Genomic DNA, 13546 nt, shown 5'->3' on the forward strand with positions numbered 1-13546 from the left:
CGCGGACCCCGGCGCCGAGCCCACGCGCGGCATCGATCTCGCCCGGGCGGCGCTGACCCAGGCCCGCGCCCAGGCGCGCACCCGCCACGACAGTCGGCAGGACCAGGCGCAGTCCCGTCGCGGGCTCAAACGCAGTGGCTCGGGCCCCGACGACCGCGACCCCCAGCCCCTGCGGCAGCTCATGGGCAGACTGGTGACCGAGCGCGGCTGGCAGACCCCGGCCGCCGTGCACGGGGTTTTGCAGCGCTGGCCGGAAATGGTCGGCCCGGCGCTGGCGGCGAATTGCAAGCCGGAGCGCTTCGAGGACGGCGAACTGACCATCCGCGCCGAATCCGACAATTACGCGACGCATGTGCGCTGGCTCGTGCCGAAACTGCTCGCCCGACTCAACCAGGAACTCGGCGACGGCACGGTCACCTACATTCGCGTGCTCGGCCCCGCGCAGGAGCGGCGCCGGGGACAGTGGCGTGCGCAGCCCTAGGTTGTTTTCGGCCACACCGGGCCGCACGAGAGCGGGCACGCACCCGGGGCGACGGGCCGGGTCCGGCCCGCGCGCGGGCGTCGTCCGAGGCGATGTGTCCGGTGTCATACCGGTCTGACACGCTGTCACTCTCCGAGTCGGCCGCACCGCGTGGACGGGCATGAGAGCGATTCGGGACCCCGGGGCAAGTAGGGGGACATGCGACAGGACACATCAGGGCGCCACACGCGGACACAGGGGCCTTGGGAACCCATCTTTGTGTCGGCTCGACCGGTAGACTGAACAAGCAATACCGCTGATGCGGATCCTGTTTCGACTTCCGCGGCTCCGTGCCCGGGGGCGCTACGGGCCGGCCCCTCGGGCCGCCCGACGCCACCTGCCGATCCTGCTCCCGGGCAGGGAGCCGTGCTGTGCCAGAAAGGGCGCTTCGTGGCCGATTCCGGCAACCCCAAGGAGAATCACGTGGCCGGTTCGCCGGAAACCCCCGCCGCGACCAATTCGTCGTCGTACGGCGCGAGCGACATCCAGGTGCTCGAAGGGCTCGACGCGGTTCGCAAGCGCCCGGGCATGTACATCGGTTCCACCGGCGAGCGTGGTCTACACCACCTTGTCTACGAGGTCGTCGACAACTCGGTCGACGAGGCGCTCGCGGGACACGCGACGCACATCGAGGTGTCGCTCCTTGCCGACGGCGGCGTCCGGGTCGTCGACAACGGTCGTGGCATCCCCGTCGGCATGCACCCGGTCGAGAAGAAGTCCGCGGTCGAGGTCGTGCTGACGATCCTGCACGCGGGTGGCAAGTTCGGCGGCGGCGGCTACTCGGTTTCCGGTGGTCTGCACGGCGTCGGTGTCTCCGTGGTCAACGCGTTGTCCTCGCGGCTTGCGGTGGACATCCGCCGAGACGGCTTCCGGTGGACGCAGGACTACAAGCTGGGCACCCCGACGGCTCCGCTGGAGCGTCACGAGGAGACCACCGAGACCGGCACCCAGGTCACCTTCTGGGCCGACGCGGACATCTTCGAGACGACGGTGTTCTCCTTCGAGACGCTGTCGCGGCGCTTCCAGGAGATGGCCTTCCTCAACAAGGGTCTGACCATCTCGCTGAGCGACGAGCGCCCGGACCACGTGGACGACAAGGGTGAGCAGCTCACCGTGACGTACCACTACGAGGGGGGGATCGCCGACTTCGTGCGTTACCTCAACTCGCGCAAGGGCGAACTCGTCCACCCGTCCGTCATCGACGTCGAGGCCGAGGACAAGACGAGGAGCATCTCGGTCGAGGTCGCGATGCAGTGGAACTCGCAGTACACCGAGGGCGTGCACAGCTTCGCGAACACGATCCACACGCACGGTGGCGGTACCCACGAAGAGGGCTTCAGGTCGGCGCTCACGGGCCTGATCAACCGCTACGCGCGGGAGAAGAAGTTCCTCAAGGAAAAGGACGACAACCTCGCCGGCGAGGACATCCGCGAGGGTCTGACCGCGATCATCTCGGTCAAGCTCGGCGACCCGCAGTTCGAGGGCCAGACCAAGGACAAGCTGGGCAACACCGAAGCGAAGACCTTCGTGCAAAAGGTCGTGCACGAGCACCTCACGGACTGGCTCGACCGCAACCCCAGCGAGGCCGCGGACATCATCCGCAAGTCCATCCAGGCGGCCACCGCCCGGATGGCGGCCCGCAAGGCGCGTGACCTCACCCGCCGCAAGGGACTCCTCGAGACCGCGTCGCTGCCGGGCAAGCTCAGCGACTGCCAGAGCAACGACCCGTCCAAGTGCGAGATCTTCATCGTCGAGGGCGACTCGGCCGGCGGCTCGGCCAAGTCCGGCCGCGACCCGATGTACCAGGCGATCCTGCCCATTCGCGGCAAGATCCTGAACGTCGAGAAGGCCAGGATCGACAAGATCCTGCAGAACACCGAGGTCCAGGCGCTGATCTCGGCCTTCGGCACCGGTGTGCACGAGGACTTCGACATCGACAAGCTTCGCTATCACAAGATCATCTTGATGGCGGACGCCGACGTCGACGGCCAGCACATCAACACCCTGCTGCTGACGTTCCTGTTCCGCTTCATGCGCCCGCTGGTCGAGGCCGGACACGTGTATCTGTCGCGTCCGCCGTTGTACAAGATCAAGTGGAGCCGGGACGACTTCCAGTACGCGTACTCCGACCGCGAGCGCGACGCGCTGCTCGAACTCGGTCGCCAGGCCGGCAAGCGGGCCAAGGACGACTCGATCCAGCGCTTCAAGGGTCTCGGCGAGATGAACGCCGAGGAGCTTCGGGTGACCACGATGGACATCGACCACCGGGTGCTCGGTCGGGTCACGCTCGACGACGCGGCCCAGGCCGACGAACTGTTCTCGGTGCTCATGGGCGAGGACGTCGAGGCACGTCGCTCCTTCATCCAGCGCAACGCCAAGGACGTCAGGTTCCTGGACATCTGACGCTGCCCGGACATCCGACGCCGTCTGGACATCTGACCAGCCGGGGCATTCGCCGCAGCGCGGATCTCCACATCTGAGTCGGCCCCCACGCCACTGCTCGAAAGGACTTTGACCAGCGATGGCCGAAGAGAACACCCCGGCGCCCGAAGGCGACCCGGTGGATGCGGTCAACAGCACCGGCGGTCTGCGCATCGAGCCCGTCGGGCTCGAGACCGAGATGCAGCGCAGCTACCTCGACTACGCGATGAGCGTGATCGTCTCGCGCGCGCTCCCCGACGTGCGCGACGGCCTCAAGCCGGTGCACCGACGCGTCCTGTACGCGATGTACGACGGCGGCTACCGGCCCGAGAAGGGCTTCTACAAGTGCGCCCGCGTCGTCGGCGACGTCATGGGCACCTACCACCCGCACGGCGACACCTCGATCTACGACGCACTGGTGCGCCTGGCCCAGCCGTGGTCGATGCGCATGCCGCTCGTGGACAGCAACGGCAACTTCGGCTCCCCGGGCAACGACCCGGCGGCGGCGATGCGCTACACCGAGTGCAAGCTCAAGTGGCTGTCGATGGAGATGCTCCGCGACATCGACGAGGACACCGTCGATCTCCAGGACAACTACGACGGCCGCAACCAGGAACCGACGGTCCTGCCGGCGCGCTTCCCGAACCTGCTCGTCAACGGGTCCGCGGGCATCGCGGTCGGCATGGCGACCAACATCCCGCCGCACAACCTGCGCGAGGTCGCGTCGGGCGCGCAGTGGTACCTGCAGAACCCCGACGCCTCGGCGGAGGAACTCCAGGACGCGCTGATCGAGCGGATCAAGGGCCCGGACTTCCCCAGCGGTGCGCTCGTCGTCGGCCGCCGCGGCATCGAGGACGCGTATCGCACCGGTCGCGGCTCGATCACCATGCGCGCGGTCGTCGAGGTCGAGGAGATCCAGAACCGGCAGTGCCTGGTCGTCACCGAGCTGCCCTACCAGGTCAACCCCGACAACCTCGCGCAAAAGATCGCCGACCTGGTCAAGGACGGCAAGATCGGCGGCATCGCCGACGTTCGTGACGAGACCTCCTCGCGCACCGGCCAGCGCCTGGTGATCGTGCTCAAGCGCGACGCGGTCGCCAAGGTCGTGCTGAACAACCTGTACAAGCACACCCAACTGCAGGACAACTTCGGCGCGAACATGCTCGCGCTCGTGGACGGCGTGCCGCGCACGCTCTCGATCGACGCCTTCATCCGCAACTGGGTGGAGCACCAGATCGAGGTCATCGTCCGGCGGACCCGCTTCCGGTTGCGCAAGGCCGAGGAGCGCGCGCACATCCTGCGTGGCCTGCTCAAGGCCCTCGACGCGATCGAGGAGGTCATCGCGCTGATCCGGGCGTCCAACACGGTCGACGAGGCGCGCACCGGCCTGATCGGGCTGCTGGAGATCGACGAGATCCAGGCCAACGCGATCCTGGAGATGCAGCTGCGTCGCCTCGCGGCCCTGGAGCACCAGAAGATCACCGCCGAGCACGACGAGCTGATGGCGAAGATCACCGACTACCAGGCGATCCTCGCGTCCTCGGACCGTCAGCGGCAGATCATCAGCGAGGAACTCGCGGCGATCGTCGACAAGTTCGGCGACGACCGACGCAGCGCGCTGGTGCCCTTCGACGGCGACATGTCCATCGAGGACCTGATCGCCGAAGAGGACATCGTCATCACGATCACGCGGGGCGGCTACGTCAAGCGCACCCGTACCGACCTGTACCGCTCGCAAAAGCGCGGCGGCAAGGGTGTGCGGGGCGCGCACCTCAAGCAGGACGACATCGTCGACCACTTCTTCGTGACCACGACCCACCATTGGATCCTGTTCTTCACGAACAAGGGCCGGGTCTATCGCGCGAAGGCGTACGAACTCCCGGACACCGGGCGCGACGCGCGTGGACAGCACGTGGCGAACCTCCTCGCGTTCCAGCCCGACGAGAAGATCGCCCAGGTCCTGGACCTGCGCGACTACGAGGTGGCGCCCTACCTGGTGCTCGCGACCAAGGCGGGTCTGGTCAAGAAGACCTCGCTCAAGGAATACGACACCAACCGCGCGGCCGGCGTCATCGCGATCAACCTGCGCTCGGACGAGGCCGGTGACGACGACGAGGTGATCGGCGCCGAGCTGGTCTCCGCGGACGACGACTTGTTGCTGGTGAGCAAGAAGGCGCAGTCCATTCGCTTCACCGCGACCGACGAGACGCTGCGGCCGATGGGCCGGGCCACGTCCGGGGTCAAGGGGATGACCTTCCGCGAAGGGGACGAACTGCTGTCGATGAACGTGGTCCGTGAGGGCACGTTCGTGTTCACCGCGACCGATGGTGGCTTCGCGAAGCGAACCAGTGTGGACGAATATCGCGTCCAGGGACGTGGGGGCCTCGGTATCAAGGCCGCCAAGATCGTCGAGGATCGCGGTTCACTCGTCGGGGCGCTGGTTGTGGACGACACGGATGAAATCCTGGCGATCACGCTCGGCGGCGGAGTGATCCGTACTCGCGTCGCGGGTATCCGGCACACCGGGCGTGACACGATGGGCGTGCAACTGATCAACCTGGGTAAGGGTGACGCCGTTGTCGGCGTCGCACGTAACGCCGAGCCTGAGCCCGAGGCCGAGATCGACCCTGAGGTCGACGGGGCCGAAGCCGGTGCGGCCGAAGGCACGCACGAGCCGACCTCCACCGTCGTAGGGGAGGTCGCGCCCGACGGGCAGGAAGGGTGACGCGTGAGCACAGACCGGAAGTCGGCCGGCGGGAGAGGCGAGCGCGCCGATCGGAGTCGGGCCGGCGGGCGCGCTGACAGTACGGACGGCACGGGTCGCAACGAGGCGGCACCGCCCCCGGCGGGGCAGGTGCCGCCCAAGCCCGCCGCCCCACCACCGGCGGCGGGCACCGGATCCACGCAGGGCGCGGCACAGCGACCGCCGCGCCCTGCGGCTGCGACTCCGGCTCCCGCTCCGTTCAACTCCCCCTTCCCTCCTGCGGCAGGGGTGCGGGAAGGTACGGAGGGGCCGCCGAAGGCGGTGAACGGCAAGAGCGTGCCGACGCGAACGGCGGGGGCCGGCACGATCACGACCGCGCGCCCGAACCGGGCAGACGGGGGCGAGGCCACGTCGGCCACACACCAGGTGGGGCAGCCCGTGACGCAGCAACCGTCGCACCCGGGCCCCGAGTCGGGGATACGACCGATGGCGCGCACGCGCCGGGCGCGGCTGCGCGCGGCGCGGGTGGATCCGTGGTCGGTGATGAAGGTCGGCTTCATGCTGTCCCTCGCCTTGGGCGTGGTCCTGATGGTGGCGGTGACCGTGCTGTGGCTCGTGCTCGACGGCCTGGGTGTGTTCACCTCGGTCGGCAACACGGTCAAGGAAGCCACCCAGTCGGAGAACAACAGCGGCTTCGACCTCAAGCACTTCCTCTCGCTCAAGAACACGCTGTTCTTCAGCGGCGTCGTGGCCATCGTCGACGTCGTTCTGGTGACCGCGCTCGCGACCCTCGGAGCGTTCCTCTACAACCTCACAGCCTCGTTCACCGGGGGCATCGAAGTCACCCTGGCCGAGGAGGACTAACGATTTTGGCGGCAGGCAAGCGGTGCGGTACGCTCTCTGAGCACGCACGCGGGCCTATAGCTCAGACGGTTAGAGCGCTTCCCTGATAAGGAAGAGGCCACAGGTTCAAGTCCTGTTAGGCCCACCAGCATAAAGACCCCGGACCGATTATGGTCCGGGGTCTTCTGCATCCACAGGTTGACATCAACGGCTGTGGATACCGTCCCGCAGCCGAGCGCCCAACAAGGCCGCCGCCGCGCGCTGATCGTCCGTGGCAACGTGGGTGTAGATGTTCATCGTCACGCTGATCTGACTGTGCCTCAGAATCGCCATGGCCACCCGAGGATGCACCTTCAGCGCGGCGAGCAACGTCCCGCAGGTGTGCCGCGCGCTGTGCAGCGGAATCCGGCGAACACCCGACCGCGCCACTCGTGCGTCGAACGTGCGGGAGAAGCTTCGCGGTTCGATCGGGCCGCCGTGTCGCTCCGTGAAGATGAGCCCCGATTCCTTCCACGACTCGCCCGCGGCTTCACGTTCGAGCTGTTGCAGGTGCCTGCGTTCGGTCAGCGCTTCGACGCACAGCAACGGCAGAGGAAGCGCGGCCTTGGACGCCTTGCTCTTGAGGTCCTTGAGCACGAGCGCGCCGTCCACCCGTTGCACCTGCTTGCGCGGCACGAACTGACCTTCCGGGATGTTCACGTCGGACCAGCGCAGCCCGAGGAGTTCACCCCGCCGCAGGCCCAGCACCAGGACCATGACGAAGGCCGCGTACAACCGATGCGAACGCGCGACCTTCAGAACGTCGACCGCTTCGGCCACCGACCACGGGAGGACTTCCCTACTCTCGACCGAGGGCATGTCCACCAGCGCCGCGACGTTGCGGCCCACCAGTTCCTCACGCATGGCTCGGTTGAGCGCGTTCCGCAGGGTCTTCAGGACTTCCACGATGGTGGACTGCCCGACCCCTGATCGACGCAGGGCATCGAGCAGGGCCCGGACCTGCTTCGGCGTCACCTTGGTGACGACCTTCTTGCCGAGCGCGGGCTTGATGTACAGCCGGACCATGCTCTCGTACTTCGCGTACGTCGCAGGCTCCCGGGCCGGCTTGACCATCTGCTCAAGCCAGTAGTCGAGGAAGGCCCCGAGCTTCCACGACTTGTCCGGCACCGGCACGCCCTTACGCTCGTTCGCCTGGAGGAGGGCCAGCCCCTCAGCTGCTTCGTCCCACGTCTTGCCGTAGGCGTACCGGCGGACGCGATGCCCGTTGGTGTCGGTCACGTAGGCCGCGCCCTGGTACCGACCGTCCGCCCGCTTCGTGATGGTGCCTGCCCCGTTCGGCCGCCGCTTGGCCATCACGCCACCTCCTCTTCCAGACGCCCCGCGATGAAGGCGCGCACGCTTACGGCGGGGATACGGCGTGACCGCCCGACCGTGAAGGACTCCAATTGCTGTGTCCGCATCAGGTCGTAGACCTTGGTCCGACCGAGCTTGAGCCAGGCCATGACTTCCTCGACCATCAGAACGTCGTCGTCACTCACGACCAGTCCTCCCCCTCTTCTTGGTCGGTTGCCAGGTCGGCGAGTGCTTCGCGGGCGGTTTCGCGGTTGGTGCGGATGTCGTGGGCGACGGTCGCGGCGAGCCAGGACTCACCCGGGGTGTGGCCGTGTCCGGCGTACTCCCAGTGCGCGACCACCAGCGTTGAGCCCTCCGAGTCGCCGGCACCATCAGCCGCGGCCGGGTCTGGCAGCCCGAGCGAGCGCCGTTGCTGCGTGGCGCGGAAGTCGGCACGGACCTTGCGCAGCGCCCCGAGGGTGGTCGAGTAGGCGCGGGACTTGGTGGAGAAGTGGCCCCGGAAGCCGAGCATGTGCGACCAGTGCGCGAGCATCCGTTCCGGGTACGCGTCGTCCAGCTCCCAACACGCCTCGATCAGGCGACGCGTGTGCTCCGGGACCTGAAGGAGCGTCAGTTCCGCGCGCTCCCCGATCCGGCGATCCAGGCCCCCGGCGATCTCGGCCGCTTTCGTGGCGTACTTGGCGACGTAGGCCGCCACGCCTTCCTCCGTGATGTCGGTGCCGTCCTCGAAGCCGGACGCGATCGGTCGCACGTCCACCTGAGCGCCCCATGCCAGGGTTCGGGCCGGGTGTCCGAGGTCGGTGGCCGGCACCTCCAGGCGCACGCGCGCGGCAGCCGCCCGGATCGCATCGTCCAGCAGGGCAACGGTCGCCCACGCGGGAGGTTCGGTGTCCGGACCGTCGGGACCGTCGAGGCGAACGACCGCGTGGAAGTGGACCGCACCGCGCTTTTGGAACTCCGCGACCTTCGCGAACGACAGCTTCGCCGCCTGCCGGAACTCCGCACGGTTGAGGCCGGCCCGGGAGCCGAGTTCACGCCGCAGGTAGACCGCGAACCGGGCCCACAGGTGTCCGGCGTGGTTGTTCCACAACACCGCCCCGCCGTAGTCGTACCGGCCCGGATCGAGCGCGGTCCCCAGTTCGGGAGCGTCTTCCGGATGGGTTGCCCCGCAGCGGCAGCGGCCCGAGTCCGGGCGGTTGTGGACCGGGCCGAACGAGGGAGCCGTCAAGGTCGCGAACACCCGAGGGTGCGCCCGCACCGTGGTGGGCACGTGCTTGCGGACGTCGCCGCTCAGGCCGGCCCGGATCAGGTGGAAGGTGTCCGCCGCGTACATCGACGCGCACGAGGGGCAGCGGGAGGAACGGCGGTTGCCGCAGGCGACCCGCAGCGTCGCGCCCGGTTCCTCACGCGTGGACCACGTGTGCAGGGTCCGGCCGGCCCGGTCGGTCGTGGTCGTCTCGCCCATCAGGTGAACCGGGTCCGAGCAGCCGCCGGTACGGCGCATCTGTTCGCGCAGCCGCTCGAAGCCGGGACGCGACATCACCCGCAGGAGATCGGACGCCGTCAGGTCGTCCACGCCCAGCGCGGTGGCCATGTCGAGGACCGTCATCGGGACCGCCGGCCGAACGAGGGATCGCGCGGGCAGATCACGTTGCCGTCGTGCGTCCACACCCTCAGGGAGTCCACCCGGACCCGGACCCAGCCGGGCGCGCGCGTACCGCAGCACGGGCAGACCACCGAGCGATCCACGTTCGACAGCGAGAACGCGGCGCCTTCGGGTGCCAGGACACGGGCGCTCACGCGGCACCACCGGCGAGACGACCCGACGAGGGGCGGCCGGCCAGACGCCACGCGGCGTTGTGCTCACCGCAGTCCACAGTCCAGGCGTACTCGCCGTCCGGGTAGTAGGTGTCAATGCGGCCGGTACCGGCGCAACGGCAGTCCGCCGGGTCCAGGACGAACACGCAGCCGCACGGAACCTCGGCACCGGGGAGGCCATTGATCGAACCGTCGAGGTCCACGGTTACGAGCGCACCCCGGCAGTCCGGGCAGGACGCCGGCAATGTGTCGAGGATGGCCGGACGTGTCAGGAGGACAGAAGCGGGCATGATGAGAGCTCCCTTGAGAGAGGGACGAAGAGCGGCGCATCTGCTTGGCGGTAGGGGCGCCGCTCTTCTTAGGCCGATGATCACGTGCTACGTACTTTGTGCTACGTAGCAGTAGAGCGTGAGTTCTGTGAAGTTGTCAACATGCGCCACGTAGCACAAAGGGATAGACTCTGGTCATGAGTACGAATCGAGGCCGGAGCGAGTACCGGCAGGTTGCGGACACGATCCGGACCGCGATCAAGCAAGGCGACTACGCGCGCGGGACCGTCCTGCGTGAGGAAGAGCTAGCCCAGTCGATGGGTGTGGACCGGAGCACGATCAACCGGGCGTTCCGGGTCCTGACGGCTGATGGGCTCGTTCGGGCACGACGAGGAAAGGGAACCCTTGTGACTTTCACACCGCCGATTCAGCGGAATGCAACGCTCCGCTACTCGCAGGCCGCGCGCGAGAGGGCAGACGGACGAGGCGCCTTCGACGCCGAGGTTCGCGCGTTGGGCTTTACGCCCAGGAGCGAACTCACGGTTAGCCGGGTAACCCCGCCAGCGAACGTGGCCGAGATCCTGAACGTTGCCGCAGATGAGAACAGCACCGTCAAGCGCGCCCGACGTATGTACGCCGATGACACTGCTGTGCAGCTTGCCGACTCGTACATCCCGGTTGCGATCGCAGAGGGTACGGCCCTAGAGGCTGACGAGAGCGGCCCCGGGGGCATCGTTTCGCGCTTCGCAGACCTGGGCCTTGCCCAGACGCGGATCACGGAGAGCCTCAACGTCAGGACTCCGACCCCGGAGGAAGCTTCGTTCCTGGACATGACGGAAGACCAGAGGGTCTACGAGATCACGCACACGGGTTGGACGGCAGATGGTCAGCCTGTGGAGGTGTGCGTCCACGTCATGCCAACCCACCTGTGGAAGCTCGACTACGAGTGGTCCGCCGACCAGAACTAGCGCCTCATGCATCGAGTGCGCCCGAGCGTCAGGTCTCCCCTGTGCTCGGGCGTACTTGTATGTCTGGGTGGGGGCAGTGGTTCATGGTTTCTCTACTGAATCAAGGCGCCCCGCGCACGGCGCGGGGCGCGCGTCCCGGAGCCCGGCCGCCGCTCCTGCCTCCGGCCCGCGTCGGCCGACTCCGAACGCGCGCCAGCCGAGCTCGGAGCCAGCAGGAGAACCAGTGGCCGGCACCCTCCCCCCGCAGCCGCCGCGCCCCGCGGTTCACCCCATGCCTCCGGCGGGCCAACTTCCGAGGGGAGGGGTCCGCGTGGACCCGGCGGCCGGGTGGGACCACCGTCTCTCGTCTGGTGGTTCCGCCCCTCGTTGACGGCACCAGGAGGTCAGCACACCCGGCACCCGGAATCAAATCCCAAGGGCACGGATTTGACACCGGGCACCGTGCGCGCTGCTGCGAGGCATGCCGACAACGAGGGACTCCACCACCAGACACCCCGGCCATGCGGCCGGGGCCGCGACTCCAAACGACACCCTCGGCCTACGGATCGCGGCGGGCACACACGCGGCAGAGCTGACAGCAGTTCCTGACACCAACAGCAGTGAATCTGGGCGGACATCAGCAGCCGCCAGCGGAGACGAAAGCGCGCTCAGCGTTGCCAAGTTGCCCCCCGACGTCGATCACGATCTACCTGATAAGGAAGAGGCCACAGGTTCAAGTCCTGTTAGGCCCACTTCAGTGTTAGCAGGTCAAGGGCCCTTTCCCGGTTTCCGGGGAAGGGCCCTCGGTCGTTTCCGGGGTCGTTCGGGGCCCAAAGGGTCGGCCGCCCGTCTCGGTCCGTCGTGCGACGCGGCGCGACGGCAATGCCTCGCGGGTGGGGGAACGACGTGGTGAGACGGGCGACTTGGGGGTCGGCGAGCGCCGCTCGGTCGTCGGTCGAGCGCCGCTCGTCGTCCGGCCCGGCTCAGCGCTTGAGTGCCGCCGGTTTGAAGCCCGGCTGCTTGGGGTCGGTCGTGGTGAGCGTGCCCCAATAGATCATCCGGTTCGTCGACTTGAACTCCGGGTCGCATGTCGTCAACGTGATCAGGCGCGATCCCTGTGGTACGTCCAACTGCGGTGGTTGTGAACCCAGTACCTCGCCGTTGGACGGTTTGGTGATGTAGGGGCCCTTGAGGATCGTGTAGGTGAACCACTGGGTCCCGGTCTCCACCACGACCTTGTCGCCGACCCGAAGTTTGTTCAGGTAGCGGAACGGTTCACCGTGCCCGTTGCGGTGCCCCGCGAGGCCGAAGTTGCCCACCTGGCCGGGACCGACGTAGGGGGGATACGTGTAGTGCCCGACCCCCCGCGCGAGCGCGTCGCGGCTCGACCCCTCGACGATCGGCTTGCGAAAGCCCGAGCCCAGCCGAGGGATGTAGATCGCCGCGAACTCGTGCCCGCGGACCGTGTCGGCGCCCTTGACCTTGGTTCCGTCCTTGTGCCCGTCCAGCCCCGTGTCGCCCGGTCCGCTGGTGTCCTCGTACGGCGGGGCCTCGGTGTTCGGCTCCGGCGTGACGCCCGGCGTGACGACCGGCGCGGCGACGGTCGGCTCCTCCGGGGGGAGGTGCGACCACTCCTTGTCGAGACGCGAGAGCGCGTCGTTCGCCTTCGCCTCGGCCTCGAAATTGGTCCAGTAGAGCTGATGCACACACAGCAGCAGTCCCACCAGGCCGATGGTCAAAAGCAGTTCCGCTCCGACGCGAATCGTCTTGCGTACAGCGCCCATGGGTCGACAGCTTGGCACAGACAAGCAGTTAGGTCAGGACCCGGAGACCGGAATGTGATGCGCCGTCACTTGTTTTCGGCGATCAGGGCATCGGGTTTGCCCTGGCTGCGGGGGCGCTCCTCCTCCAGATGTCCCCACACGATCAACCGATACGTCGAGGACCCGTCCGGCGTGCACGTGGTCAACGTGATGTAGCGGCCGGCCTTCTTGTACGGGCCCTTGTCGGGGATCGGATCGATGACCTCGATGTGCTGTGGGACGGTCTGCGGCAGGTCGGCGTCCACGACATAGGTGAAGTACGCCGTCGCGGTCTCCACGACGATCTTGTCGCCGGGCTTGAGCTTGTTGATGTATCGGAAGACCTCGCCGTGCCCGTTGCGGTGCGCGGCCAGCGCGAAGTTGCCCTGGGCGTCCCACGGCATCGCCGTCTGCGGGTCGGTGTAGTGGCCCACCAGGCCGTTGTTGAGCACCTTGGCCCGATCGGTGCCCTCGGCGATCGCCTGCCGCTCCATCCCCAGCTTGGGGATGTACATCAGCGCGAAGCCCTTGTTCGGCGCGACGTACTGGCCGGGATTGCGCGGATCCACCACCTGCCCGGGGGTGTCCTGCCACTGGCGTTGTATGTCCTGTGCCGTGTCGCGGCCCTTCTCGGCCGCCACCACGTTCGTCCACCACGTCAGATAGACGACGTACAGGACCAGCAAGACGCCCACCGTCATGGCCAGTTCGCCGACCAGGCGGGCACCGGCGGTGAGCACGCGCGAGCCCATCGAGGGCTTGGCCGCCTTGCGGCGCGCCGCGCGACCCGCGTGTTCGGGCACGGCATCGCGGGTGGGCGGGCGACCGCCGTTGCGGCGCTGCGCCTTGCGCCGCTCGGCTCGGCCGCC

12 protein-coding genes and 1 tRNA gene are annotated in these 13546 nt (G+C 67.9%); 6 read left to right on the forward strand and 7 right to left on the reverse strand.

Annotated elements, in window-relative coordinates; genetic code table 11:
- From GT354_RS39000 to GT354_RS39020, 5 genes are all read left to right on the forward strand, one after another.
- Window positions 1-481, forward strand: a 481-nt coding sequence (locus GT354_RS39000) for a DciA family protein (protein WP_161361097.1), incomplete at its 5' end; no start/stop codon positions are given.
- A 405-nt stretch (window positions 482-886) separates the two neighbouring features.
- Entirely contained in the window at window positions 887-2923 is a 2037-nt protein-coding gene (gyrB, locus tag GT354_RS39005; protein WP_161361098.1) for a DNA topoisomerase (ATP-hydrolyzing) subunit B, read from the forward strand.
- A gap of 118 nt (window positions 2924-3041) precedes the next feature.
- The gene (gene gyrA / locus GT354_RS39010) at window positions 3042-5666 is read left to right on the forward strand and encodes a DNA gyrase subunit A (protein WP_161361099.1); all 2625 of its coding nucleotides are present in this window, start codon (window positions 3042-3044) and stop codon (window positions 5664-5666) included.
- 465 nt (window positions 5667-6131) lie between these two features.
- Window positions 6132-6509, forward strand: a complete 378-nt coding sequence (locus GT354_RS39015) for a DUF3566 domain-containing protein (RefSeq protein ID WP_161361100.1) — start codon at window positions 6132-6134, stop codon at window positions 6507-6509.
- A gap of 50 nt (window positions 6510-6559) precedes the next feature.
- A tRNA-Ile gene (locus GT354_RS39020) sits at window positions 6560-6636 on the forward strand.
- Between the two features lie 56 nt (window positions 6637-6692).
- On the opposite strand, the gene GT354_RS39025 is transcribed toward GT354_RS39020, so the two are convergent.
- From GT354_RS39025 to GT354_RS39045, 5 genes are read right to left on the reverse strand one after another with little or no spacing between them, the layout of a single operon-like run.
- Window positions 6693-7841, reverse strand: coding sequence for a site-specific integrase (locus GT354_RS39025; RefSeq protein WP_161361101.1), 1149 nt, complete (start codon window positions 7839-7841; stop codon window positions 6693-6695).
- Window positions 7841-8026: a helix-turn-helix domain-containing protein gene (locus tag GT354_RS39030; protein ID WP_161361102.1), complete on the reverse strand. Its 186-nt coding sequence runs from the start codon at window positions 8024-8026 to the stop codon at window positions 7841-7843. The genes GT354_RS39025 and GT354_RS39030 overlap by 1 nt, the downstream gene beginning before the upstream one ends.
- Window positions 8023-9450, reverse strand: a complete 1428-nt coding sequence (gene repSA, locus GT354_RS39035; protein WP_237535883.1) for a replication initiator protein RepSA — start codon at window positions 9448-9450, stop codon at window positions 8023-8025. Before repSA ends, GT354_RS39030 begins: the two co-directional genes overlap by 4 nt.
- Window positions 9447-9641, reverse strand: coding sequence for a hypothetical protein (locus tag GT354_RS39040; RefSeq protein WP_161361103.1), 195 nt, complete (start codon window positions 9639-9641; stop codon window positions 9447-9449). The genes repSA and GT354_RS39040 overlap by 4 nt, the downstream gene beginning before the upstream one ends.
- A complete protein-coding gene (locus GT354_RS39045) occupies window positions 9638-9949 on the reverse strand; it encodes a hypothetical protein (protein ID WP_161361104.1) in 312 nt (103 codons plus the stop codon). Before GT354_RS39045 ends, GT354_RS39040 begins: the two co-directional genes overlap by 4 nt.
- 176 nt (window positions 9950-10125) lie before the next feature.
- Between GT354_RS39045 and GT354_RS39050 the strand changes: the two genes are divergently transcribed.
- Window positions 10126-10896 (forward strand): GntR family transcriptional regulator, encoded by a 771-nt coding sequence (locus GT354_RS39050; protein WP_161361105.1) that lies wholly within the window; start codon window positions 10126-10128, stop codon window positions 10894-10896.
- Window positions 10897-11858: 962 nt separating this feature from the next.
- On the opposite strand, the gene GT354_RS39055 is transcribed toward GT354_RS39050, so the two are convergent.
- Together GT354_RS39055 and GT354_RS39060 are read right to left on the reverse strand one after the other, a co-directional pair.
- Entirely contained in the window at window positions 11859-12659 is an 801-nt protein-coding gene (locus tag GT354_RS39055; RefSeq protein ID WP_161361106.1) for a class E sortase, read from the reverse strand.
- A gap of 65 nt (window positions 12660-12724) precedes the next feature.
- A partial coding sequence (locus tag GT354_RS39060) for a class E sortase (protein ID WP_161361107.1) occupies window positions 12725-13546 on the reverse strand: 822 nt, incomplete at its 5' end.

This window comes from Streptomyces sp. SID3343, assembly GCF_009865215.1.
Classification (GTDB): domain Bacteria; phylum Actinomycetota; class Actinomycetes; order Streptomycetales; family Streptomycetaceae; genus Embleya.